13 protein-coding genes, 1 tRNA gene and 1 pseudogene are annotated in these 25327 nt (G+C 66.6%); 6 read left to right on the top strand and 9 right to left on the bottom strand.

All coding sequences use genetic code 11. From position 1 onward, the window contains the following. Positions 1-11 precede the first annotated feature (11 nt). The 7 genes from VFF97_RS06180 to VFF97_RS06150 form a co-directional block, all read right to left on the bottom strand. Positions 12-1763: a nuclease-related domain-containing DEAD/DEAH box helicase gene (locus VFF97_RS06180; protein WP_325032615.1), complete on the bottom strand. Its 1752-nt coding sequence runs from the start codon at positions 1761-1763 to the stop codon at positions 12-14. A 32-nt stretch (positions 1764-1795) separates the two neighbouring features. Beyond that, positions 1796-4984 (bottom strand): type I restriction endonuclease subunit R, encoded by a 3189-nt coding sequence (locus tag VFF97_RS06175; protein WP_325032614.1) that lies wholly within the window; start codon positions 4982-4984, stop codon positions 1796-1798. A gap of 1 nt (position 4985) precedes the next feature. Further along, a complete protein-coding gene (locus VFF97_RS06170; RefSeq protein ID WP_325032613.1) occupies positions 4986-6311 on the bottom strand; it encodes a hypothetical protein in 1326 nt (441 codons plus the stop codon). 33 nt (positions 6312-6344) lie between these two features. Then, entirely contained in the window at positions 6345-6992 is a 648-nt protein-coding gene (locus VFF97_RS06165) for a hypothetical protein (RefSeq protein ID WP_325032612.1), read from the bottom strand. Between the two features lie 69 nt (positions 6993-7061). After that, positions 7062-8186, bottom strand: coding sequence for a restriction endonuclease subunit S (locus VFF97_RS06160; protein ID WP_325032611.1), 1125 nt, complete (start codon positions 8184-8186; stop codon positions 7062-7064). Next, on the bottom strand, positions 8179-9792 hold the full coding sequence (locus tag VFF97_RS06155) for a class I SAM-dependent DNA methyltransferase (protein ID WP_325032610.1): 1614 nt from the start codon (positions 9790-9792) through the stop codon (positions 8179-8181). The genes VFF97_RS06160 and VFF97_RS06155 overlap by 8 nt, the downstream gene beginning before the upstream one ends. Before the next feature lie 8 nt (positions 9793-9800). Then, positions 9801-12467, bottom strand: coding sequence for a hypothetical protein (locus VFF97_RS06150; RefSeq protein WP_325032609.1), 2667 nt, complete (start codon positions 12465-12467; stop codon positions 9801-9803). A gap of 189 nt (positions 12468-12656) precedes the next feature. On the opposite strand from VFF97_RS06150, the gene VFF97_RS06145 reads away from it, so the two are divergent. Both VFF97_RS06145 and VFF97_RS06140 read left to right on the top strand, forming a co-directional pair. Next, a complete protein-coding gene (locus tag VFF97_RS06145; protein ID WP_325032608.1) occupies positions 12657-15965 on the top strand; it encodes a hypothetical protein in 3309 nt (1102 codons plus the stop codon). A 10-nt stretch (positions 15966-15975) separates the two neighbouring features. Then, positions 15976-20643 (top strand): DEAD/DEAH box helicase, encoded by a 4668-nt coding sequence (locus VFF97_RS06140; protein ID WP_325032607.1) that lies wholly within the window; start codon positions 15976-15978, stop codon positions 20641-20643. 23 nt (positions 20644-20666) lie between these two features. Here VFF97_RS06140 and VFF97_RS06135 read toward each other — a convergent pair. Together VFF97_RS06135 and VFF97_RS06130 are read right to left on the bottom strand one after the other, a co-directional pair. Beyond that, positions 20667-20740: transfer RNA gene (locus tag VFF97_RS06135), tRNA-Met, on the bottom strand. Between the two features lie 235 nt (positions 20741-20975). Beyond that, positions 20976-21971: a YafY family protein gene (locus VFF97_RS06130; protein ID WP_325032606.1), complete on the bottom strand. Its 996-nt coding sequence runs from the start codon at positions 21969-21971 to the stop codon at positions 20976-20978. A 61-nt stretch (positions 21972-22032) separates the two neighbouring features. On the opposite strand from VFF97_RS06130, the gene VFF97_RS06125 reads away from it, so the two are divergent. The 4 genes and pseudogenes from VFF97_RS06125 to VFF97_RS06110 all read left to right on the top strand — a co-directional run. After that, the gene (locus tag VFF97_RS06125; RefSeq protein WP_325032605.1) at positions 22033-23106 is read left to right on the top strand and encodes an ATP-binding cassette domain-containing protein; all 1074 of its coding nucleotides are present in this window, start codon (positions 22033-22035) and stop codon (positions 23104-23106) included. Continuing rightward, positions 23103-23900: an ABC transporter permease gene (locus tag VFF97_RS06120; protein WP_325032604.1), complete on the top strand. Its 798-nt coding sequence runs from the start codon at positions 23103-23105 to the stop codon at positions 23898-23900. Before VFF97_RS06125 ends, VFF97_RS06120 begins: the two co-directional genes overlap by 4 nt. Before the next feature lie 88 nt (positions 23901-23988). Next, positions 23989-24570 carry a GNAT family N-acetyltransferase gene (locus VFF97_RS06115; RefSeq protein WP_325032603.1) on the top strand — a complete coding sequence of 194 codons (582 nt, stop codon included), beginning with the start codon at positions 23989-23991 and terminating at the stop codon, positions 24568-24570. A 179-nt stretch (positions 24571-24749) separates the two neighbouring features. Beyond that, a pseudogene (locus VFF97_RS06110) lies at positions 24750-25327 on the top strand (HNH endonuclease); the annotation flags it as partial.

Here is a 25327-nt window from a genome sequence, read left to right as displayed (position 1 = left end):
GCGAGGCTCCTCTACATCTCGCCGCGCGAAGCGCGTGCTTCGGCCTTCAACACGACACACCGATACTTCGCGCGGGTCAACGCCACGTACAGAAGATCCTTCCACTCGAGTCCCTGCGAGGCGATGAAGTCCTTCGCGTCGTCGTCAAGGTCGGTGAGGACGACCGCGTCCGCCTCCAGCCCCTTGAACTTGAAGATCGAACGCCACCGGATCCGGCCCGGAAGGCCCTCGGCCTGAAGCTGCTTCCGCAGCCAGCGTTCGTCTTGGGACTTCTCCGGCCGCGCGAGGAGTCGCCCCACGAGTGACCGCTTGGCAGCGAAGGGGCTGAGCACCACGATGTCCTCCGGCGCGTGTTCTTGCAGCAGACCGCGCAGGGCGGATGCGAGGGCTCCCGTCTCGTTGCCGCCGACGATATCGATCTTGGTGAGCCCACCCGGCACGCTCTTCGCCACGCGGTGACGTGTGTAGCCGAGCTTCTGCCCGAGCGTCGATTCGACCGCGGAGGTCAGTCCAGGTACCGTCCGGCAGTTTCGGCGCACGCGGACATGGACGAGGTCGGGGACAAGGCTCTTGGCGATCGCGAACGGCTCGACATGCTCGGCTGCTCGGCGCATGATCTGCTGACGCGTGTCGCCGGCGAAGACGAGCCTCGTCCCCGCTGGGTGACCCGTACCGGCGAGCGCGAACAGCACCTCGAGCAGATGGATGTTGCCCGCGATGTCCTGGAACTCGTCCACACAGATGGCCTCGTAGCCGCCGAGGTGGGGCTTATCGCGCAGCACCTCAAGCGCCCGCTTCGGAAGCTCCTGCGTGTACCACTCCGTCTGAGCATCCGGAGGGTTCGCCGGCATGCCGACGAGCCGCAGCATGATCGAGTTGAGGTCGGCGACGTCCACGTTGGGCAAGCTGCCGACGAACTGCTGGAGCTCGTCGGCCATGAGCACGTTCCAACACGTGACGAGCGTCGTTCGTCCCTCGCGGTTGAACCGTCGCGCGGACTGACAGATGAGGTACGACTTTCCGGTTCCCGCCGGCCCCTCGAAGTACACGTGGTCGTTCGTCTCGATGAGCTCGAGGACCACCTCCTGCGACGCCAGCAGCTTGATCTCGGTCGCGCGGCGCTCGCGAACGCGCTCTTCGGGCGTCTGCTTCGCGACGAAGTCCGAGACGAGGGCATCCGCGACAGCCGCAGCGTGCTCCGCCGTGAACCCCGACGGGTTCGATGCGACCTCATCGACGGTCGCATACCACTGGTGATATTCGTCCAGGGTCTTCTCGACGAGCCACGCCGGCTTGCTGAGGTCGTCGCGCCACCCTAGCTCCCACTCGAAGAACTGCAGATCGCCCGGCGTCTTGTTCTCGAACTGGTGACGGCTGATGGAGGTGAACCAGACCAGTCGAGCGATCGGTTCGTCACCGGCGAGGAGGTCGCGGTCGCGGAGGTGACGTCGGATGCTGCGCCGAACGCCGTCCACCTGCTTGAGCGGGTCCTTCTGCGGCTGGGGGACGCGATCGAGGTACCAGTCGCCCGCTTTGTACTCGACGAACGCCGGCGACTTCGCCTCTATGACGAGAATGCCTCTGCCGGGCACGAGGACGATGAAGTCCGCCTCGCCCTGGAATGCCGAGGCGTGGCGCCCGATTCCGAGCGAGTGGATCGCGATCCAGTCGTCGCGCTCCTGGATGCCCTCGAGCGCGTCGAAGATCCTGCGCTCCGAGGAGTTCGCCCCCTCGCGCGGGTAGGGCGGAATCATGCGCACCATCGAACATCCCCCATCGTCATCGCGGCCCGCGGTCAGCCGCGTGGTGCCCGTTCCTCTGCATACCGCGGCGCCATCGCCTCCATCTGCTCCATGACGAGCTTGATGGCCTCGGGCTGCTTGTCGGGTGGGTACTTGTACTTCACCAGGAGCCGTTTGATGGAGGACCGCAGCTTGGCCCGGACGTCGTCGCGCACGGTCCAGTCGGTGCGCACGTCGCGGCGCATCACGGCCACGAGCTCACGGGCGATCTGCGCGAGCACGTCCTCGCCCTGCAGGTCGAGCGCCGACTCGTTCGTGGCGACCGCATCGTAGAACGCGAGCTCGTCGCTCGAGAGCGGGGGCGTGAAGTGGTCGCCGCGGGACGCTTCTGCCGCGACGTCCTTCGCCATCTCGACGAGCTCCGCGATCACCTCGGCCGCCGTCAGCTGCTGGTTGGTGTAGCGGTTCATGATCTCGGCGATGCGCTCCGAGAACGCGCGCTGACGCACGAGGTTTCCGCGGGTCGCCTTTGCGCCGGCATCCGTCAGAGACTTGCGCAGCGCCTCGATCGCCAGATGCGGATTCGGGGCGGCTTGCGCTTTGGCCAGGAAGTCTGGGCCGAGGTCGTCGAGCGCGAGCCGGGGGAGGCCCGCAGCGTCGTAGATGTCTACCACGCCGCCCGGCGCGATGGAGTCGGCGACAAGTGAGGCGAGCAGGCGCGAGATCTCCTCCGGGATCGGCTCGTCGCGCGACTGCCGTTCGGCGGCGTCGAACTTCGCCATCCACACCCGCACCTCTTCGTAAAAGGCGATCTCGTCGTGCAACTCGGCCAGGCCCACCCGCCCGGAAGCGAGTGCCCACGCTCGTGCGAGCCGCGCCGTCGCGGTGCGGTATCGCATCGACAGACGATCAGCGCCGAGTTCCTCCGCGTTGAGAGGGTTCGTGGGATCGCGCAGGAAGTTCGTCACGGTCGTCGCCGCGGTGCGCCACGCGCGCGAACCACCCTCGCGCACCAGCGTGCGCCAGTCGCACTCGGCGAGCATCTCGCGAATCTCGGCGACGAGCTCGGTTGCGATCGCGACGGCCTCGTCGACGTCACGGCCGATCGGCTTGTTTTCCTGGTCGGTGGTCGTGTACTCCGACAGGGCTTTGGCGAGGTTGTCGGCCAGTGGGGCGTACGCCACGAGCAGACCGTCCTGCTTGCCCCGGAACGTGCGGTTCACGCGCGCGAGAGTCTGCATGAGCAGCGCGCCCTTGAGCGGACGATCCAGGTACAGCGTGTGCAGGGGCGGCGCGTCGAAACCGGTGAGCATCATGTCTTTGACGATCACCAGCTCGAGTTCGTCGTCGGGATCCTTCAGGCGCGCCTTGATCGCCTTGTTCTCCGACTCGCGACGCACGTGGTCGCTGATCGGCGGTTGATCAGACGCGGAACCGGAGTACACCACCTTGATGCGGCCGGCGTCGAGCGCGTCCGAGTGCCACTCGGGTCGCAGCGCGATGATCGCGGAGTAGAGCCGCGCGCAGATCTCCCGTGTGCCCCCGACGATGAGCGCCTTGCCCGGTGATTCGAGGAACGGCTTCATGCGCTCGCGCCGCTCCTCCCAGTGCTGCACCAGGTCGGCGGCGAGCGTCTCGATGCGCTCCGGCGCGCCGTAGACGGCGTTGACGACCGCGACGGATGCCTCGAGGCGGGCACGCTCGGTGTCGTCGAGGCCGATGGTGTACTCGTCGGCAGCGCGGTCGATGTCCTCCTCGGTGGCGTCGTCGGCGAACGACACTTTGATGAGTCGCGGCTCGAAGTACACGGGGACCGTCGCGCCGTCCTCCACCGCCCGAGTGAGGTCGTAGATGTCGATGTAGTCGCCGAAGACCGCACGGGTGTCGCGCTCGGCGAACGAGATCGGGGTGCCGGTGAAGGCGATGAGCGTCGCATTCGGCAGCGCGTCGCGCAGGTGACGCGCGTAGCCGTTGAGGTCGTCGTAGTGGCTACGGTGCGCCTCGTCGACGACGACGATCACATTGCGGCGGTCGGTGAGAAGCGGATGCTGCGTGCCCGACTGCTTCTCCCCCTCGGTAAGTCCGAACTTCTGCAGCGTTGTGAAGTAGATGCCGCCGGTGACCCGATTGGTCAGCTCGTCGCGCAGCTGTGCACGCTCGCGCACCTGCACCGGCTTCTCGGCGAGAAGAAGGCTCTGTTCGAAGGTCTGGAAAAGCTGGCCGTCGAGCTCGGTGCGGTCGGTCACGACGATCACGGTGGGGTTCTTGAGCTTCGGATGCCGCGACACGAGGTTCGCGTACAGCTCCATCTCCATCGACTTGCCGGACCCCTGCGTGTGCCACACGACGCCGGCCTTGCCGTTGGTCTCGACCGCCTGCACGGTGGAGCCGACGGCCTTCGTCACGGCGAAGTACTGGTGCGGCTTGGCGATGCGCTTGGCGAGTCCATCCGAGTTCTCGTCGAATGCGGTGAAGTTGCGCACCAGCTGCAGGAAACGCTCCTGGTTGTAGAGCCCGTTGAGCGCATCGTCGATGGGTTCGACCGAGACTCCGTTCTCGACGCGCGGCTGGGTCAGGGGCACGCCGTCGTCGTCGACATTCCAAGGTGCGAAGTGGTTGACCGGAGTGAACGGCGTGCCGTACTTCGCGTCGAGACCGTCGCTGGCGAGAGTGAACACGCAGAACCGGAAAGCCATCGGGAACTCGCGCAGGTAGGTCTGCAGCTGCTTGTGGGCATCGGCGACGCCGGCGGAGGCGGAGCCGGCGCGCTTGAGTTCCACGATGCTCACGGGCATGCCGTTGACGTAGAGGACGATGTCGAACCGGCGGTGCAGGTCACCCTGCCGCAGCGTGACCTGGTTGACCGCGAGCCAGTCGTTGTCGATCGGATCCGAGCCCAGAAGGCGCAGCCGCGGATTCTGCTCCACGCCGTCTGAGTCGATGTAGCTCAGCGGATATCCGCCGACGAGGTACTCGTGGATGCGGTGGTTCTCGGTGATCGCATCCTGTGACTTCGCCGACGCGATCTCGGATGCCGCCTGCTGAAGGAAGTGCCCGGGCACACCGGGGTTGAGTTGCCGCAGCGCGTCGAGCAGCCGCGGACGGATGAGCAGGTCGTCCCACGTATCGCGCTCCCCGGAGCCGGGCGCGATCTTCTCGCCCGGCAGCGTGCGCCACCCCAGCGGCTCCGCCAGAGTCTCGAGCGCGTCCTGCTCCCAATCGGCTTCGGAGAGTGTGCTCACGTCAGTGCTCCGGCTCCTCCGCCTCGGTCGCCTGCGTCGAGCTGGTGCGCTGTAGGCGCACCGCGAGTTTCTCCGCAAGCTTGCCCGTCGCCATTCGGGCGTTCTCCACGGCTTCGTTTCCGAAGCGACCCACGGTCTGCAGGCCCTCCTTGCTCGCCTCCACGACGTCATCGCGAGCCTCTGCGGCGGCCGCCGACCAGCGGCGTGCCTCCAGCGCAGCACGCTCGTCGGCAACTCCGAGCGTCGCATGCAGGTCACCGACGCCGGCGGCCACGTGATTGCTCGCGTGCACCACGACCTTCGCCGACACCGGGTTCAGCAGCACCTTCGCGTTCGCTCGGCTCGCGGCCGCGTCCATTCGCGCCACGAGCTGCGTCGTGGTCGTCGCGATGAGTTCCCGTCGACGCTGCCGCGCCGTCTGCAGAGCGACCCGATGGCGGTCCAGCTCTTCGGGCGATGCGTCGAGCACGCGATCGAGTTCCAAGACGCCGAGCCCCTCCTGCAACTGGAAGCATCGGGCGAGTACGGCGAGCCACTCGACCACGGTGTCCTGCGCCTGCTTCGACAGATCGGCGAGCTCACTCACCTTCGTCTCACGCTCGAGCTTCTCTGCGAGACCGTCCAGCTGGCGCAGCGCATACGCCTGGGTGCGAGCGATGGTCGACGCCGAGCCCTGCACCTTCGACCACGTCACCTCTGAGACCCGGCCGACCTCCGAGCGCACGACCATCGCCTCGTCGAGCATCAGTTCGACGCCGATCATGTCGGCGAGCACGGCGTCTTTCTGCGCGCGGAGGATATCGTCGACCTTCGCATCGATCTTCGCGAGGTAGTCGGTGATCTCCTCCATCGTCTGCTGCATCGCATACTGCGCCATGATGCCGCCGACGCCGGCGAGGAGCGCAGGGTTAGTGAGCAAGGCGCCTGCGCTGCCAGGCTTGAGGAACTGCAGGTTCTTCGTGAACTGACCGTTCGCCCCACGCGTCGTGGCTTGAACGAGGTCGTTTCCACGCTCTACAAACCTCGCGTTCTTCGCGCCGCGCGATGCGATCTGCGCGGCGCGCGCGGATTCCTCCGTGAGCTTCATCCATCGCCCCGCATTGGCGGAGATCTCCGAAGCCGCCTGCAACGCCGCTCCGCCCGTTGAAACGGACGAGGTCAGTCGTCGCAGGTCGAGTTCGCGCGATGGAAGCCCTGTCGACGCGGCGAAGCGCTCGACGGCGGCGGGTTGGCCGAGGACAGCCAGACCCTCGCCGTCGACCACGAGCTCGATGTCGCCGCCGGGCTCGCCGCTCAGTGCGCCGAGTTCCTCAAGGTCATTGGCCATGGTGAAGATGCCTTCCTCCGGTCGTGCCGGGTATCACTGCGCGAACTCGAAGGTGACCGTCGCGTCGGGGTCGATGCTGGCGATGATGCCGGTGTAGTACGCCTGCGCCTGGTCACGAAGCGTCTGCTCGTGATCCTCGATGTAGGCCTGCTGGTTCTCGTCGCTGAGGATGGTGTTGATCATCTGCGTCACCTCGACCTCTTCGGTGAGGAAGCTGAGCGGGCCGTTGCTCTCGATGGCGTCCTCGAAGTGGGGGTCGTCGTACCCGATGAAGATGAACTCTGGGATGGAGATGACGTAGGCATTCTCCGCGTCGCCCGCGACGATCGTGACTTTCTCGCCGTCGATGCCCACTCGCGCGGTGAATTGGTACTGGATCAGTGTCGTCCTGTCGGCCGCGGGTGCCGGCACGCCAAGAATCTTGCCGTCGGCAGTCTTCTTTTCGATGCCCTGGATGCCGAGCGCCAGCAGAGACACCTTCTCTTCGCGCTGCACCGACTGGTAGATCTGCGTGTCGCTCGTGTGGGCGGTCGCGCCGAAGAACCGCTCGTAAGCCCACCCTCCAAGAACCGCTGCGACGACGAGCAGAACGATGAGGACCGCCCACCCCAGACGCGATGCCGTCTTGCGTCGTCGAGGTGCGGGTGAGGGCGCCGAAGACGGCGCGACCGACGTGGTCATGCGATGGATCCCCCTGGTGCATGCGACAGTGCAGTCATGTGAATGTATCCCGTCCGAGCGGCAACGCAATCATGCGCCGGCATCCGCCGCAATCTTCTCTGCGTCGCGGACGCGGAGTTGGCCCGACATCAGGTGTGGGAGGAGCGCGTCGCGGGTCTCTGCTAGCGTGCGGTTCTCAGCCAGATGAGCGATCGCCGCATCTCGAATCGCGTCGAGCCGTTGCGCGAGACGCCCGGCATCGGCCGCAACCGGCCAGGTGATCTCCACTCTCGCCAAGTCCTTCCAGCTCGTCCGCGGCATGCGGGTCCCTTCGCTGGCGGCGACTACCGCCTCAATCACCGCGTCGCTCGACAGGGCCGCCAAGAGAACAGTCGCCATCCGGGTGTCTAGAGCACGAACCACGAGGATGTCCGTCGAGCAGATACCGATCCCCGGGGCTGAGGCGACCTTGTGGAAGTACGGCCGAAGCTTCCCGAATAACACATCCCCCGGCTCAAACCGCGACTTGGCACTCGACACCTCATCGGCGGTGCCGTTCCTCGCCAGCCACATCTCGCGCCGATCAAGATGTTCCAGTCCGACGTAGGGAGTCTGCGGGTCCACGCCAGAAGGATCGACTCCAGATCGGGGAGACTCCGCGACTTTGCCCACCGGAGTGCGCTCACCTACGACGCTGAGGTACTCCGCCCGAACCAATTCATCGCACCTTGACGCGAGGGCGGTGTTGGCGGCGATCTTGTCGTCGAGGGCGCCCAGCACCTCGGCGATCGCCTGTTGCTCGTGCTGTGGGGGCAAATCCAGCTGAATGGCGTCGAGCGCAGCCTTCGTTAGCTTGGGTTGGGTCGAGCCGGTCAGATATCCAGACAGATCAAGTTGCTCAAGCGCGTACGCCAGGTAGCGCGTGTCCGCACAATCATTTCCGCGGAGAACGTGCGCATGGTTACTGACCCAGAAACGCCCGTCGGCGAGGAACGCCACAGGCGTGTTGCGCGACCGAAGGTTCTCCCCGTCTTCGGCGACTAGAAGATGCAACCCCTCGAACAGGAAGTCATCAACGTAGTCGATTACCCCTGACGCCCCGTAGTACGGGTAGGGACCCGCCGTTCGGTCCACGCTCTTCACCGGGCGGCGCCGCGAGTTGAAGCTCAGCGTGACATCACCGAGGCGGCACCGTTGCCATCGATCCCTAGACATCGACCCTCCCGAGCTGCTCACGGACGACCTCGGCGAGTCTGGCCGACTCGGCGAACTGCTTCTCCAGCTCGGCGCGGAGGCGCATGAGCTTCTCCTCGATGGGCTCACCGTCGTCTTCGGCCTCGGGTGCACCGACGTAGCGACCAGGCGTGAGCGCGTAGTCGGCGGCCTTGATCTCGGCGAGCGTCGCCGAGTAGCAGAAGCCGGGAACGTCCGCGTATTCGCCGGTCGAGGCATCCGATTCGATTCCTCGCCACGCGTGGAAGGTGCCGGCGATCTTCGCGATGTCGTCGTCGCTCAGGGCGCGTTCGGCGCGGTCGACCATGTGGCCGAGGTTGCGGGCGTCGATGAACAGCACCTGGCCGGCGCGGTCGCCCTTGTCCTTCGCGAAGAACCACACGCACACCGGAATGGCGGTGGAGCGGAACAGCTGGGTGGGCAGCGCGACCATGCACGAGACGAGATCGGCTTCGACGATCTCGGCGCGGATCTGCCCCTCGCCGCCGGAGTTCGACGACATCGATCCGTTGGCCATGACCACGCCAGCCTGTCCGCCGGGGGCGAGTTTGGAGAGGATGTGCTGAATCCAGGCGTAGTTGGCGTTGTTCGCCGGGGGCACGCCGAACCGCCACCGCGGGTCGGACTCGCTGCGCGCCCAGTCCTTGATGTTGAAGGGCGGGTTCGCCATCACGAAGTCGGCCTGCAGATCGGGGTGCAGATCGCGCGCGAACGTGTCGCCCCAGCGGGGTCCGAGATTGCCGGAGAGGCCGTGGATGGCGAGGTTCATCTTCGCCATGCGCCACGTGCGCTCGTTGAGCTCCTGGCCGTAGACGGAGATGTCGCTGCCCTCGCCGTGGTGGGCGTCGATGAACTTCTCGGCCTGCACGAACATGCCACCCGACCCGCAACATGGGTCGTATACGCGTCCGCGAGTGGGCTGGAGCACCTCCACCAGCACGCGGACGACGCCGGCCGGCGTGTAGAACTCTCCGCCCCGCTTGCCTTCGGCCGCCGCGAACTTCTCGAGAAAGTACTCGTACACCTCCCCGAGCAGGTCGCGCGCGCGGCGTCCGTCCGACCCGCCCTGACCCTGCGCGGCGAACCGGGCCGAGTTGAACAGGTCGACGAGCTCGCCCAGGCGCCGCTGGTCGACGTTGTCGCGGTTGTAGATGCGCGGCAGCGTGCCCGACAGCTGCGGGTTGGCCTGCATGACAGCATCCATCGCCTCGTCGATCAGCGCACCGATCGACTTCTCGGGGGCATCCATCGACGGCCCCAATCCCTTCGCATTCTCGGCAAGGAAGTTCCACCGGGCGTTAGCGGGCACCCAGAACACTCCACGGCCGGTGTACTCGTCGGTGTCGTCGATGAGCTCGGCGATCTGGTCTTCGTCATACCCCTCGGCGGTGAGCTCCGCGCGGATGCCGGCGCGGCGCTCGTCGAACGCGTCGGACACGTACTTGAGGAAGACCAGTCCGAGGATGACGTCCTTGTACTGCGAGGCGTCCATGGAACCGCGCAGTTTGTCGGCGGCCTTCCAGAGCGTGTCTTTGAGCTCCTTCATGGTCGACGGCGCCTGCGGGGCGGCTTTCGGCGTTCGAGGCATGTTGTCCTTCATATCGAATCGGATGCCGCGGCCGCGGCATCGACGGAGTGTTCGGCGAGTGTCACCGTGCCGGAGGCGACGGCGGAGACGAGGAGGTCGGCGTAGGCGTCGAGGGCCGTGATGCGCATCTCGAGGTTCTGCCGCCGAGCTGCGAGATCTTCGAGTGACCTGCGAAGCGGAGAGGCGTGCTTGGCGGCGACGCGGCGCAGGCGCCAACGCCGCCAGGAACCGGGGCCGGCGGGAGAGCGATCGATGTCAGCGGCGACCACCTCGGGGACGAGTCCGCCGGGGTCTGCCGCATCGACACGCAGGATCCGGGCCGGCGCGCAGACGACCTTCGCCCCGTCGGGATCGACCCATGCGCGCGCGGTCGGCGCCGTCCGGAACACCACGTCGCCAGGGGCGGTGAGTTGCGCGTTCGGATATGACGATGCGAACACCAGCGGATCGATGCGGCGTTCGCCGATATGACCCGGCCGTTCGAGGTCATCCGACTGGATGACGACCAGACCTTCCGTGCCGAGCTCTGCGGCGCCGATACGCGTACCAGGGAGAAGGCGGACATGCCGTGCGTCGAGAAGCTGTTCGAGCGGCACGGGCGCAAGCGGCGGCTCATTCGTCGGCACCGGCTCGAGCCGGGGTGCATCGTCGCCGAGCGCCACTCGGGCGTGGTCGAGAAGCACGGGCAGCTCCCGGCGGTTCGGCTCCGAGGCCCGCGGGTGGACGATGGAGGTGAGCGCGCCTTCCGCGGCGAGGAGCGAGGTCGTCCGCACCAGGCGGGTGAAGCGGAACGCATGAGCGCGGACATCGCGGGCACTGCCGAGCGCTGCCAGCACATCGCTGATCAGGTCGGTCACAGCCGCGTCGGTCGGGGCGACGTCGGACAGGTCGGCAACCGCGGTGAATCGCTCGGCAACCGGCACGTCACCGATCTCCCGGCCCAGGACCCACAGTGTCAGCGATTCCCGAGGCGCCGAGGCGACCAGTCCGGCGGGCAGCTTCACGATCGCTCGCACGAAGCCCGACCGGAGCACTTCTGCGCGCAGCCCAGCATCCGCTCCCACGATGCCGTCGGTGAGCGCCCACGACGGAGCGATGACGACGGCTCGATCCTCGCGTCTGAGGTCGAGAGCCAACTCGTCGACCATGTGAAGGATCGCAGCCGTGGAAGTCGCCGTCGCGGTCGGCAGGCGAAGCACCGACAGGCGCGGTCCGTCGGGCTCGGGCACGGGGAAGGGAAGGACGATCCCGTCGCAGAGCAGTCGCCGCCGGATCCATCGGCCGAGGTGGTCATCAGAGACGAGCAGATCGGCGTCCTGCCCGACACCCGAGAACATCAACTCGGCGAGCCTCGGGTGGATCTCTCCAGCGACGGAGAGCTCGGCGAAGCCGTCCTCGAACAGGGCAGCCACGAGTCGCGCCGTGAGCGCCTCCGCATCGCCGTGCAGAGGGCCCGACGAGCCGGCTCGTGACCGAGTCGTGAGATGGCCGCGCTCCAGAAGTCGGGATGCTTCGAGGGGGGAGTACGCAGCGTCGGCGAGCTGATCCGCCCACGCGTGCCACTCGGGGGATGCAGCCGCGACTTCTGTCGCGAGGAAGACGTCCGACGGATCGATCTCGGCCACATGAGTCTGGACACCCTCCTGCATTTCGGCGATCGGGGTCCCGCTGGCCGCTGCCAGCGCGAGGAGCGCGTCGACGGCCGCGACATGCGAAAGGTCGGCGCGGTCGAACCCGTCGGGAGCGGCCGCTGCCGCGGCGTCAGCCACCGCATCCGGGTTGTTCCCGTGATCGGTTCGGACGAGCCACTGCGCAACCTCGAGCGCGTCGAAGAAGGCACGCCCGGCCCGCTCGGAGACGGGAGCAGGGAACGGGTCGGTCGAGCTCGCGAACCTCGTGCGCCACACCGATGCCACGGGGCGCTTGACGTCGGCCAGCCGGGCGACGCCGGCGAGGTCGATAAGCAACGAGGGCTCGGTGGACACGGCGTCAATGTAGTGGACAGCGACGACATCGCGTGCCCGTTGCTGACGATAAGGCAGGTTATCGGGGTCGGTGGCGCACGCGCTCCTGGCTGTGTCCAAGATCAGGTCGTGGCGGTGCCAGACCGCTGCAACGGGCGGGGCGATTTTGGGGGCCGCCCCGCCCGTTCGCTCTTGACCCGATTGGAGTCCACCATGAAGAAGATCGTTCCCATCGTTGCGGCATCCGCAGCCCTTGGCATCGCCTTGACCGCGTGCTCTCCGTCGCAGCCCGCCGACTCGGGCAAGACGCCGGACACGAAGCCCGTGCAGGTCGTTGAGCCGACGCCCGAACCCGTCGAGACGATCGAGCAGTCCGAGTTCGGCGAATCGGTCACAAGCCCGCGCGGGAACCTCGTGAAGGAGGTCGGTCAGCTCGCCGGCACATCCTCGCTTGCGACCGATGTCATCACGTCGCGCTTCGCCGTCACCGACATCGTGCTCGACTTCGAGTGCACAAGCAGCTTCTCCGAGGCGCCTGCAAACGGTCACTATCTCGGGATCCACCTGAACATCGAGACGACCCCTGAGCTGGCGGACGACGACTTCCCGTGGCTCTCGTTCACCGAGTACGACTGGCAGGCGTATGACGTCGAGGGCAAGCGCCTGAACGCCCCTGTCGGAAACGCGTGGTCGTGCGTCGACGCTGGGCAACAGCTTCCGTCGCAGATCGGGCCTGGCCAGAGTGTGTCGGGGTGGATTGTGCTCGACGTCGCGGCGACCAGCGGAGTGGTGGTGCTCGCGCCTGGTGGCGGCCCGACGGGATGGGAGTGGTCGTACTGAACGGTAATTCCCCTTCACCTACTCGTCCGACAAACTAGACCGCGGGGCAGGGGAGTCGACATGGTAGTCGTCACAAACGAGCTCTTCGACCAGTGGGAGCGGGACTGGCGAAGGCGCATGGTGGGGTGCTCGCTGGTCTCCGAAGCCGGCGTCGACACGGCGGAGGCACTAGCCGCGTTCCGAATCTTCGGGCTGAATTGGATCCGGCGCCCTTCGGCTTATGAGCGCTCGCGCCTTGCACGCTCATACCGCGCCGTCCTGCTCGCCGGTCTCTGCGCGGTCGGCGCTCGCGATTACGACTCGGGCACCTACTGGGATCACGTCTTCGCGGCCTTCGATGCGCGCGGCGATGGGAACAAGCAAGCCGAGCTGGCGGAGTCGTTTCGATACGGGCTTACGACGCTTGGGCTGTCACGATTCACCCTGCCCGCGCGCCGGAACGTCGGCGAGATCCTGTTGCACGCGGGCATACCTCTCAACAGCGTCGGCGCGTTTGCTACGGTTCTGGCACGGTGGGATGAGCTGAACCCCTCCGGCGATGCTCGCAGCTTCATCGGGTGGATCTCGAGTCTGTCGCAGCGCGTTGCGGTGACGCGGGGCATCGACGTGCCGACATGGCTCTTCCTCACTGAGACGGGTGAGATTGCGGAGGACTTCGTCGAGCGGTGCCTGGTCGCGATCGATCAGCTCGACGCTGGAGGGTTACGCGACGCGGGACTCTCTCCGGCGGTGCTCGAACGGATCTCGGACGCGCTCGGGTCACGGCGAGGGCACGCGCAGCGGAGAGGACGGCACCGCGGACCGGCTGACGTCGTTCCGTCCATCTCGTTCTCGCCACAGGGTGGTGTGCAGGTGCGGCTGCCGCCGCTTGAAGCCGTCACCGAGACCGACGTCGAGTGGTTCGTGTCGGCCGACGGGATGGGCGAGCGGGTCCATTCTTACGCGCCTTGGCCAGGTGACCCGGTGGAGCCAAAGTTTGTGAGCCTCCGTGCCCCCGTGAGGAGGGCCGTCGTGCAGGTGATGCCGTCGGGGCAGACGTGGGATCTCGAGGTGGTCGACGTCGAGGATCCGCTCCTCGTCTTCGACGCCGACTCCCAAGTACTCATCCCGCCGCGCAACACGCTTCCGCGGGGCCGAGTCTGGGTGGCCTTTCCGAATGAGTCGGGTGCGCCCGTCGCCGAACGGCTTACTTCCGACGCGCCAGTCGTCGTCATCGAAGAAGCAGCCACACCGAGCGGTTGGCAGGGGTGGACCTTTGCGGCAGTCGACCTTGTCGGGGCGCAGCGGCTATCGCTGGTCGAAGCAGCACGTGCGCGGTACGTGTCGACGATTCGACGCCCGAGGTTGGTCGAGGGGGATCGTGTCCCCTTTATCGCGACGCGCGACGGGAGGCCGGTGCTATTCGAACCGCCGCGTCTGGAGCTCCCAGGCAGCAGCGGGGAAGGAACGCTCACATGGCACGTGTCGATCGCTCGTGACGATGGCGCCGAGATTGCGACGAGCGAGTTCACGGTCGCGGCGGAGGCTCGCGTCGTCGACCCGTGGGCAAAGACAATCCACCCGGTCATCGGCGATTTCGTCCTTTCAGTCCGCGGCCCATTGGGACGCGGCGCGGTGCTCAGGGCGGCGGTCGCGCAGGGCGCTACCGCGATCTCATCCACACCATTCCGTTGGATGCGCGCAGACGGGCAAGGACTCGATGGCGCCGAGGTACGAATCCGGTACGGCGAGGGTGGCCAGACGGAGTCGCGCCTTCTGTTCGACGCAAAGCATTGGCGCCGCACCACGACACTTCGCACTCGCACCGGAATGCTTGACGTCACCGTGCGACTCCCCTCGATGGCTGTGAGTGCCGGGGGATCGATCTCACGTTCCAAGTCGGGCGGCCCGATTCCACTCGACCTCGAACTGCTGCGAGATGCAACACTGCACATCGATGTGCCGTCGCGCACGGGCCGAACCCAGCTCGCTGCGCTTGTGTCAGGCCGACTCGTGCAGGTGGTCGACTCGATGCAGTCGTCCGGGGACTCTCGAACGTTCTCGCTCGCGCGACTGAGCGACACGCTGGAGCGGCACCGGTTCGCGCAGCTTCGGCTCGTTGCCGAAGACCGCTCGATTCCTGTCGCCTATGTGCGGCCGCGACAGCTCGCGTCAGGTGTGCGCGTAAGCGACGGCATTCTCGTGCTTGAGGACTCGCAGTCGGTCGAGGGGCTCATGGCACTGGCATATCCCCGGTACGCGCCATGGAAGGAGCCGATAAAGATCGACTTCACGGAGGGCGAGACGAGCGCGCGTCTGCCAGAGTCCCTCCTCGGCGAAGGTGCGGCGACGTTTGTCGCATACGTCGCCAATCCGTGGGTGCCGTTCGAGGCGCCCGAACTTCCAGACTGGTCGACCCGAAACGCGTTCATCGCGGAGTGGGGCACGCCGGTCGAGCCGGACGACGACGCTGAGGCCGGGTTTCGGACCTGGCTGTCGGGTCGAGGTGGATGTCCGTCTGCGCTCACGTCTCTGAGCACCGCCCTGAAGATTTATACGCTCGTGCCGAAGTTCGCCAAGGCGCATGACGTCGATCGGCTTCGCTCGAATCTGGCCGAGGCGGTGCGTTCGAACCGAGTACACGTCGTGGACGCGGTGCTCCACTCTCGCGCTGACGCGAACGACCTTTTCAGACTGTTTGTCGAGGCGGACGTGGTCACTGTGCCGTGTGAGTCGTGGGCATCGTCTGACCTGCTGTGGGCTTTCAGCCCTGCGCTAGGCATCGTGGCCGACAGCGATGAACACGGCGGCGGTGGCCGAGAACAATTCCGTCAGAATCTGATCGAGTTCGTCGGGGATTCCGCGCTCTCCATCCTCGACCACGGTGAGGATCCGTTCGCGACAGTCGGACGTTTCGGCCCGACGGAACGAGCGCTCGATCCCATGCCGCAGGATCGGATCGACGCCATCATGGCGGTTGCCAACCTGCTGCCGCGAGGGCTCCTCGACAAGGATTCTCGCGCGCAGGCGAGCAAGCAGCTGTTCGACCACCGACGTGATCGCGGGTTGGACGCGGTGATTGCCGTTTCGCGGACACTCATCTCCGAGGCGCGGGCTGCGCTCGAAGCGGATCGAGGCGTTGTTGCGACCGACCCCATGGACAAGCGCGCAAGTGAGAACGGCTGGATGAGCCTGCCTGTGCTGTCGCTCGCGTGTGCGCTCGTAGCGCGCACCGCGGCGAGGGGCGGCGCCGCATCCGCTCGCGCCTTCGAAAGGCTTCGTGCGGCATATATGCGGTTGGCCGATGCGGCGCCGGCCATTGTTCAACAGGATCTCGGACTCGCGGAACTCTGGATTACGAGGTGGAGTGAGGATGACAACAGCCATTGATCCTGTCGCCATGGCGGCGACGGTCTCGAACGCGTACCGGCGCTACCTGCGCTCGCTCGTGACGCCGAATGACCCATCCATTGCGGCTGCGTTGCATCGCGCGATCGATGCAGAAGCGACACAGCAACTCGTCAAAGGACCGTACTTGGAGGCGACGCCTCCCTTCATGAAGGGTGCATCACCCGCGCACCTCATCGCCGAAGGCATCCTGTGCTCGAGCTTCGCGTCGCTCGAGTCGCCAGCATTTCCACTCGACCGTCCCCTCTACTCGCACCAGGAAGAGTCGATCCGCGCGATTCACGCAGGGCGCAATTGCGTCGTCGCAACCGGTACGGGCTCTGGCAAGACCGAGAGCTTCCTCTTACCCATTCTGGATCGTCTCCTACGTGAGCACGAGGCGGGAACTCTCGGTGCCGGTGTCCGAGCGATCCTCCTCTACCCGATGAACGCCCTCGCGAATGATCAACTGAAGCGGCTTCGTTCGTTGCTCGCGCAGACGCCGCAGATCACGTTCGGACGTTACACCGGCGACACAGAGCAGACGACGGAGAACGCGCGCAAGAAGTTCGGCAAGCAGTTCCCAGGTCAACCCATGTTGCCGAACGAGCTTCTCAGCCGAGAGCAGATGCGCGCGACGTCGCCGCATCTCCTCCTCACCAACTACGCGATGCTGGAATACCTCTTGCTTCGCCCGCAGGACATGGAGCTCTTCGCTGCGCCACGCGGAACCAGCACATGGCAATTCATCGTGGTCGACGAAGCACACGTCTACGACGGAGCATCGGGGGCCGAGGTCGGCTTTCTTCTTCGCCGGCTTCGCGAGCGTGTGGGCCATGGGTCGGCGCTTCAAGCGATCGCGACCAGCGCCACAGTCGGCAACGACATCGCGCGGGCGGCACGGTTCGCGGAGGCGTTGTTTGGCCTCCCTTTCGCCACTGGAGAAGACGGCCCTGCCGACGTGATCTCTGCTCGTCGCGTGGACGTGACCGGGACCCCGACATGGGGACATTTCACAAGTGACGAACTCTCACTCACCGATCCGGATGCACTGCTGGCGGCCGCGCGCGCGCACGGAAGCCCAGCGGATGACATCGCGACCGCCCTCGTCGGCGAGCAGCGACTGACCAGCATTCGATCCATTGCTGGCGACCGTGCGCGCACTATCGGCGATCTTGCACAACGTCTCGATCCGGTCGCGCCGCCCTCTGTCGAGGAGATCACGCGCCTCGTGGCGTGGGGGGCTAGCCAGCGTACGCCAGACGGTGAGCCGGTTCTCTCGGCAAAATACCACCTCCTCGCCCGGGCAACGGAGGGGGCATTCGTGTGTCTGTCGCCTGACGGACCACATGTCACACTGAGCCGCCATGAACGCTGCGCGACCTGCGATTGGCAGGCATTCGAGATGGCAGCATGTCAGCTTTGCGGCGCCGTTCACATCGTGGGAACGGTGGAGATCACAGGCAGGTCTCGGAGGCTGTCGCCCAAAAGCGGCGACGACCAGCGCGTCGTTTGGCTCTCGCTCGAACCGGACGCCTCAGCGGAGTACGACGAGGATGTCGTGCTCCTGGACGAGCCGTCGCCGCCCAACGCCGGATCGGGGGCGTCATTGGCCCTTTGCCCGAGATGCGGTGGGCTGAGCCAGGACGTCGGTCGGCCATGTGCGAACGCCGAGTGCGCCGGAACTCCCACCCGCACCGTTGTGCAGATCAGTCGATCGGCGGAGAGTCCTCGCAAATGCGGGCACTGCGGAGGAAACCGGCCTCGCCTCATCCGCCGGTTCGAGTCGGGCAACGATGCCGCTGTGGCCGTCCTCGTGACTGCGCTGTACCCGCAGTTGCCGGCACAGTCCGAGCATGAGGCGCTTCTACCTGGGGGTGGACGGAAGCTCCTGGCGTTCAGCGATAGCCGCCAGCAAGCAGCCTTCTTCGCTCCCTACCTGGAGAACTCATATGGCCGCCTGCTGCAGCGACGGCTTATCTTCAGGGCTGTCCAGAGAGGTCAGTTCGAAGGGCAGCCTGCCGCTGTCGAGGACGTCGCGGCGCTCATTAGTAACGAGGCCTCGCAAGCTGGCGTCTTCGCGCCGACGGACACCGCACTCACGCGTCAACGTACGGCCGAGACGTGGCTGCAGGCCGAGCTCATCGGCGTTGACCGCCGCATGTCCTTGGAGGGGGTGGGGCTCGTCTCCTGGCGGATGAGGGACTTCGGCGGACTGCCGCCGATGCCCCCGCTCACCGCGGCGGGATTCGGTGCTGACGAGGTGCGCGCGATCTGTCAAGTGCTCCTCGACTCGTTGCGGCACCAAGGAGCCGTAGCGGGCCTCGAGTACGTCAACCTCAAGGACGAGATCTTCGAACCGCGATTGGGGCCTATCTACGTTCGCAAGCACGGCGCTGATCAGAAGCGCAAGGTGCTCAGTTGGGTGCCGACTCGTGGTCGCAACGCCCGGTCCGACTACCTGGCGCGCGTACTCGGAGCCGCAGGCGGCGATCCAGCCGAGGCGGAGGGCTTTCTCGAGGGCATCTTCGACGCTCTGACTCACCATTCGGCCACGACAGCGCTGTGGTTCGAGAGAACCCATGACTCTGTCATGGGGGAGCTGCTCAGGCTGAACCCGCGGGCACTCGAGGCGAGACTCGTGGCTGACGAGGGCGGCGCGTGGCGTTGCACGGTGTGCCGGGCGTTGACGGCTGAAAACGTGCGCGGGGTGTGTCCCACGTATCGATGTGCCGGGTCACTGGTGCGCTGGCGGCCGAGGGACGAGAGCGACGACGATCACTACCGCAGCATCTACCGCGAGCTCGATCCGATCCCGTTGTCCGCGATGGAGCACACCGCCCAGTGGAGCACCGAGCGGGCGGCCGAGATCCAGCAGGACTTCATCGATGGTCGGGTCAACGTGCTGTCGTGTTCGACGACGTTCGAACTCGGAGTCGATGTGGGCGAGTTGCAGTCCGTCGTTCTTCGCAACGTTCCGCCGACAGTCTCGAATTATGTGCAGCGCGCCGGTCGTGCCGGTCGTCGGTCCGACAACGCGGCGCTAGCGGTGACTTACGCTCAGCGCAGGCCACATGACCTTGCGGCATTCGCGCGCCCTGAGCAGTTGATCAGTGGGACGGTTCGCCCTCCCGTGGTGCCGATCGACAATGACCGGATCGCCGAGCGTCATATTTACTCGATCGCGCTCGCCCAGTTCTTCCGCGAGCAACTCGCCACAACCGGAACGATCTATCGCACCGTCGGTGACTTCTTTGACGCTCCCGCAGGTCAACCAACGGGCGCGGACCTCTTCGCCGCATTCGCGGAAAGACACGACGAGAGCGTCGAGTCGGCGATCCAGGCAGTTCTTCCTGTATCGATCCGCGGGACGGAGCGAACTCGATGGGACGGGTGGTCCGCGAGCTTGACGAGCCTCCTGGACTCCGTGCAGCAGGAGTACCGCGAAGAGACGAAGTTCTACGAGGATGAGTCGCTCGCCGCGTACAAGGCGAGAAAGGGCTCGCTCGGCGACAGATACGGGCGAATCCTCGACACGATCCGGGCCACACCGCTCCTCGGGTATCTCGCTAATCACAACCTGATTCCGAAGTACGGCTTCCCCGTCGATACCGTCGAGATGAAGCCGCCGCTGGGTGCACCGGGCTCGGCATCCGAGCTGGATCTCGCGCGCGATCTCTCCCAGGCGATATTCGAGTATGCGCCTGGCGCTGCCATCGTGGCGGGCGGCCAACTATGGACATCAGCGGGCGTTGCAACGCGCCACAATCGAGAGTGGCAGCCCTTCTATTTCGCGACCTGCGACAACTGTGGCCGGTATTGGGAAAAGCTTGGCGAGGATCTCGGCGGCTGCCCTGATTGCGGCGTGACGCCGGACGGCCCGCGCCGCAAGTACATGGAGCCGCGGTTCGGATTCATTACTTCCCCCCATCCGGGCAAGCCAGGCGATGCACCGCCACGAACCGCCTGGCGGGGTGAAACGCACGTGGCCGAGCCGGGCAAGAGCACGTCGAGGCGCACGCTTACCCTCGGAGGAGCTCCGGTCGAGTGCGAGGTCCAGGAGCGAGCACGCCTTGTGCGGCTCAATCTCGGCCCCGGCGAGCTGGGATACCGGCTTTGCGAGTGGTGCGGTGCCGGCGTCACCGCACTTGGAGAGGCGCCCAGGTCTCACGTCAACGTACGTACACAGAAGCCGTGCGGTGGTCACTTCCACCCGTGGATGCTCGGGCACCGTTACGAGACCGACGTCGTTCGTGTCGCGCTCGGGGTACCGTGGCCGGGGGCGACGACGATTGCGCGCCAGGCGGTGGCACATTCTGTCCTATATGCGCTACTGCAGGGTGTGACGGAGTCACTGCAGATCGCGCGGGACAACGTTGACGGGACTGTCGTAGGCGGCCTTGCACACGGGACGCCTGAACTTGTCCTGATGGACACGGTGCCTGGTGGAGCAGGGTATGCCGTGTTGATCGCGGAGAACATGGAGTCTGTTCTCCGGCGAGGTATGGACATCGCGGCTGGCTGTGAGTGCGGACCGGAGACCAGTTGCAGTTCGTGCCTTCGGACGTACTCAAACCAGAAGTGGCACAACGTCCTGTCCCGTGGGGCAGCGGCAACTTACCTCGAGCGGTTGATGACCAAAGTTGAGCAGGTTTCAGAGCCAGTCGCGAGAGCAGGATGAGTGCCGCGCAGGACATTTTTCCGACGCGACGGCGGGAGTCGAACCCGCGACACCCCTGGGTATGAGCCGGAGGTCCGGGAGCCGCCCGGTCGCCGCGATGACTTCAAGGTAACCCGATTGGTCTTTCGGTTCGCCATGTGTAACTGAAGTTTTCCCTGTGCGTCACGAGGTTTCACCGATCCGAAACACGGGGTAGCGGGCGGATTACGCTTCGTCTCGGTTCGCTCGTTCAGCGACCGGGGAACGGGCGACGCTTCGACAGGCTCAGCGACCGGGACACTGCGACGCTTCGACAGGCTCAGCGACCGGGACACTGCGACGCTTCGGCAAGCTCAGCGACCGGCAGGGCGCGGCGGGGGCGGCGGCGCGGCGAGCGCGCGCAGCATCCGCTCCAACGTCTCTCGCAACTCCTCCCGCGCTGGCGAGGGCATGGACGTCGTGTACTCCACCCCCGCCGGGATCCACGACAGCGCGTACATCGCCTCGCGGAAGTCACCGCCGCCCATCGGCCACCGCGTGCGACCTTCGCCGTCGGCGGTGGCGCCTTGACCCCACTGCCCGAAGTACGCGCGCATTTCGTCGAGGGGCATCTCCATCACGGCATCCGCCTCAATGTTCTGCGGAGCCCACGACCGCGCGACGAGGATGAACTCCTCGATCTCCTCGGGCGTCAGCTCCCGCGGCGTGAAGAGTACGCGCGTGTGCTCGACGTCCGACAGGCGGTCGACGCGGAACGTGCGCCAGTCGTCGCGCTCGAGGTCCCAGCACAGCAGGTACCAGTGGCGGTCGGCGGGCGCGAGCACGTGCGGCTCGACCCGGCGCCGCGTCACCTCGCCCGAAAGCGCCGTGTAAGTGAAGCGCACGCGCTCGTGGTCGCGGCACGCGAGGGCGAGCTCGCCGAGCACCTCGCTCGATACGGGCGAGCCGGAACGGATGCCGGCGGGCCGCACCGCCTCGGCCAACGCGTTCACGCGTCGGCGCAGCGGCCCCGGCAGGACCTGCTCGAGCTTCGCGAGTGCCGTCAGCGTGGTGTCGGGTCCGTCCACGAGCCGTTGCGACGCGGCGACGCGCAGGCCGATCGCCATCGCGACCGCCTCCTCGTCGGTGAGCAGGAGAGGAGGCACGGCACTCCCGGCCTCGAGTCGATAGCCTCCGGCAGCACCGGGCGTCGACTCGATGCGGTACCCCAGCTCGCGCAGCCGCTCGACGTCGCGACGCACCGTGCGCTCGGTCACGCCGAGCCGCTCGGCGAGCTCCGACCCCGGCCAATGGCGATGGGTCTGCAGCAGATTGAGCAGCGATAGCGCTCGCGAGGTCGTATCCGACATGCCTCAAGATTGCCGTACATCGCGGACGGAACCTGTCCGCAATGGTTCCTACCCTCGACCCATGGCGAACGAAATCATCGAAGCGGATGGCCTCACCAAACGCTTCACGGTAAAGAAGAAGACCGTCGAAGCGGTCACCGACCTGACCTTTCACGTTGAACGAGGTGCCCTCGTCGCGTTCCTCGGACCCAATGGCGCAGGCAAGTCCACGAGCCTGCGCATGCTCACGACCCTCATCCCACCGACCTCGGGCACCGCGCGCGTCGTGGGCTTCGACATCCTGCGCGACCCCGCCGACGTGCGGGCGCGCATCGGCTACGTCGGGCAGCTCACGAGCGGCAGCTTCGCCCAGCGCACGCGCGACGAGCTCCTCAGCCAGGGCGCCTTCTACGGACTCTCGCGCGCCGAATCGGCACGCCGCGCCGACGAGCTCATCGAGTCGCTCGACCTCGCACCGTTCGCGACGCGCACGGTGCAGCAGCTCAGCGGCGGACAGAAGCGCCGCCTCGACATCGCCCTCGGCCTCATGCACGCGCCCCCGCTGCTGTTCCTCGATGAGCCGTCGACGGGCCTCGACCCGCAGAGCCGCGCGAACCTGTGGCAGCACATTCTCGACCTGCGCGCGACCTACGGCACCACGGTCTTCCTCACGACCCACTACCTCGAGGAGGCCGACCGCTACGCCGAGCGCGTCATGGTCATGGACAAAGGCCGCGTCATCGCCGACGACACCGCGGCGCAGCTCAAGGCGAACCTCGCGGGCGACCTGCTCACGTTCGGGTTCGCAGACGAGACGGATGCCGCATCCGCCGTCGCCGTGATCCAGGGGCTCACCGATCGCGAGGTGCGGCGGGACGGCGCTTCCGTGACTCTCACCGCTCCCGACGGCGATGCCCTCTTGCCCACCGCAGTGCGGGCTCTCGATGCCGCCGGCCTCTCGGTGCGGACGGCGACCGGCGTTCCGCCGACGCTCGACGACGTGTTCCTCGCGCTCACCGGCCGCACGCTGCGCGAGGCGGGCGAGGGCGAGCCGGCCGAAGACGACGAGGGCGAGACCCCGGATGCTGAGCGAGGAGCGCCAGCGACGAGACGAAGCACCGACGAAGCGAAGACCGCGACGGGAGCGAACCGATGACCACCATGCAGACCAATCCGCGCCCGGACACAGTCGTGCGCGCCAACCCCGCCCGCGACACGTGGAACGTGCTGACGCGCGAGCTCAAGCCCGTCGTGCGGGATCCGTTCTCGCTCATCTTCAGCCTTGTGCAGCCGCTCGTGTTCCTCGGCCTGTTCGGGCCGTTGCTGATCGGCCAGTCCGGAGCCCCGGTGGGCGAGACGCTGCAGTGGTTCGTGCCGGGCGTGCTCGTGATGATCGTGCTGTTCGGGACGGGCGCGACCGGCTCGAACCTGCAATACGAGATGATGACGGGCTCGCACGAGCGCACGCTCGTCGCTCCGCTTTCGCGGTCGTCGCTGCTCATCGGGCGCGCTCTCAAAGAGATCGCCCCGATCGTCGTGCAGGCGCTCATCATCGTGCTGATCGCGTGGCCGTTCGGCTTCACGATCAATTGGGCGGGACTCGTCGCCGGACTCGCGCTGCTCGCGGTGTTCGGTGTCGGCCTCGGTGCGCTGTCGTACACGCTCGCGCTCAAGACCAAGGATCGCGAGTGGCTGTTCTGGGGTGTGCAGCAGACGCTGATCTTCCCGTTGCTCATCCTGTCGGGCATGCTCCTGCCGCTCGATGACGGCCCGGCGTGGATGCAGGCGGTCGCGACCGTCAACCCCGTGAACTGGGTCGTGCAGGCCGAGCGCGCGCTGTTCGCGGGCGATCTCGGCGCGGTCGAGATCCTGTGGGGCTGGGTCGCCGCCGTCGTGCTCGCGGTTCTCGGACTGTGGGTCGGCGTGCGGGCGATGCGCAAGAGCAATTGACGGATGCCGCGGGGTGTGCGCTCGCCGGGGCCGGCTCGGTGCGCGCGGGCGCGTGCCCGATGTCAGTGGGGATCGCTACCTTTCGGACATGGCGATCACGGTGGTGCCGGCGGCTGAGGCCGGGTGGCCGGCCGTCGAAGCGGTGTTCCAGAGCGAGGCGGGCGCGCGCAACTGCTGGTGCCAGTTCCACGTGCTCGCCAACTCCGAGCAGCGTACGACAACACGAGAGTCGCGTCGCGAGCTGCTGCGCGAGCAGGTCGAGACTCTCGATCCGCCACGCGGACTGATCGCCCTCGACGGCGGCGAGCCCGTCGGCTGGTGCGGCGTCGAGCCGCGTGTGCGCTTGCATCACGTGCTCGCGACGAAGCTCGTCGTGGCGAACAGCCCCGAGCCGCTCGATGATCCGCTCGTGTGGTCGATCTACTGCATCCTCGTGCCACCGCGGCGCCGGCGGCAGGGGGTCGGAGCGACGCTGCTCAGCGCCGGTGTTGCTCACGCGATTGCGCACGGTGCGACCGCGCTCGAGGGGTATCCGATCGACACCGCGCTGCGCGGCGGAAAGCTGCCGCCCGGATTCTCGACCGGCACGGTGTCGATGTTCCAGGAGGAGGGTTTCGCGCCCGTGGCGGCGTTGCCGTCCGCGCGCACGCTGGTGCATCGGCGGGTGTGAAGCGCCGCGTCGGGGCCAAGGCGGGCACACGGTCGGCATCAGAGCTCGCGGATGCAGATCCGGAAGGGCCGTGCATGGGTGTTCCCTCTTGCCTCCTCCACATCGATGCCATTCGGTCGCTCTCCACATTTGCTGTTCGTGCTGGCCTGAATGTCGTACCTATGTTCTAAAGTCGGGGTATGTCGATCGCAGCCGAAGGCGTTTCCGGTACTCCGGTGTCGGATGCGATGGACCGTGTGCGCGAGACGGGTGATGTGGTGACGATGTTCGCGGCGGAGTACTTCATTACCGTGGACCGTGCCCGCCGCGAGGCGCTGGAGGATGCGGCCAGGTACGGGCGTGAGCTGACCGAGGTGGTGGAGCGGGGCATCCGTCTCGAGATCGCGGCGGGGATGCGGATCACCGAGCACGCCGCCGGGGAGTTGATCCGGCGTGCGGAGGCGCTGGTGCACCGGTACCCGGACGCGCTGGAGTCGTTGAGCAGGGCGAGGATGACGGTCGCGCACGCGGAGTACCTGGTGGACCGGCTGGACGAGTGCGAACCCGACGTCCGTGACGCGTTGGTCGGTGACGCGGTCGCGCTCGCCGAGGAGCTCCCGGTGGGCTCGTTCCGGCGCGCGCTCAGGCGGCTGATCGAGATGCACCGGTCGGTGACCCTCGCGGAGCGGCATGAGGCCGCGGTGGTGCGGCGGCGGGTAGTGGTGGAGCACACGGATGACGGGATGGCATGGCTGAGTGCGTACCTGCCGGCGGTGGA

Source organism: Microbacterium sp., assembly GCF_035687345.1.
GTDB lineage: Bacteria > Actinomycetota > Actinomycetes > Actinomycetales > Microbacteriaceae > Microbacterium.
This window is presented reverse-complemented; position numbering and strand designations above follow the sequence as displayed.

Excerpts from the sequence above, each read along its gene's own strand:
- VFF97_RS06180 (WP_325032615.1), bottom strand. The coding sequence starts at position 1,763 with ATGGTGCGCATGATTCCGCCCTACCCGCGCGAGGGGGCGAACTCCTCG.
- VFF97_RS06170 (WP_325032613.1), bottom strand. The coding sequence starts at position 6,311 with ATGGCCAATGACCTTGAGGAACTCGGCGCACTGAGCGGCGAGCCCGGC.
- VFF97_RS06165 (WP_325032612.1), bottom strand. The coding sequence starts at position 6,992 with ATGACCACGTCGGTCGCGCCGTCTTCGGCGCCCTCACCCGCACCTCGA.
- VFF97_RS06160 (WP_325032611.1), bottom strand. The coding sequence starts at position 8,186 with ATGTCTAGGGATCGATGGCAACGGTGCCGCCTCGGTGATGTCACGCTG.
- VFF97_RS06155 (WP_325032610.1), bottom strand. The coding sequence starts at position 9,792 with ATGCCTCGAACGCCGAAAGCCGCCCCGCAGGCGCCGTCGACCATGAAG.
- VFF97_RS06145 (WP_325032608.1), top strand. The coding sequence starts at position 12,657 with ATGGTAGTCGTCACAAACGAGCTCTTCGACCAGTGGGAGCGGGACTGG.
- VFF97_RS06140 (WP_325032607.1), top strand. The coding sequence starts at position 15,976 with ATGGCGGCGACGGTCTCGAACGCGTACCGGCGCTACCTGCGCTCGCTC.
- VFF97_RS06130 (WP_325032606.1), bottom strand. The coding sequence starts at position 21,971 with ATGTCGGATACGACCTCGCGAGCGCTATCGCTGCTCAATCTGCTGCAG.
- VFF97_RS06125 (WP_325032605.1), top strand. The coding sequence starts at position 22,033 with ATGGCGAACGAAATCATCGAAGCGGATGGCCTCACCAAACGCTTCACG.
- VFF97_RS06120 (WP_325032604.1), top strand. The coding sequence starts at position 23,103 with ATGACCACCATGCAGACCAATCCGCGCCCGGACACAGTCGTGCGCGCC.
- VFF97_RS06115 (WP_325032603.1), top strand. The coding sequence starts at position 23,989 with ATGGCGATCACGGTGGTGCCGGCGGCTGAGGCCGGGTGGCCGGCCGTC.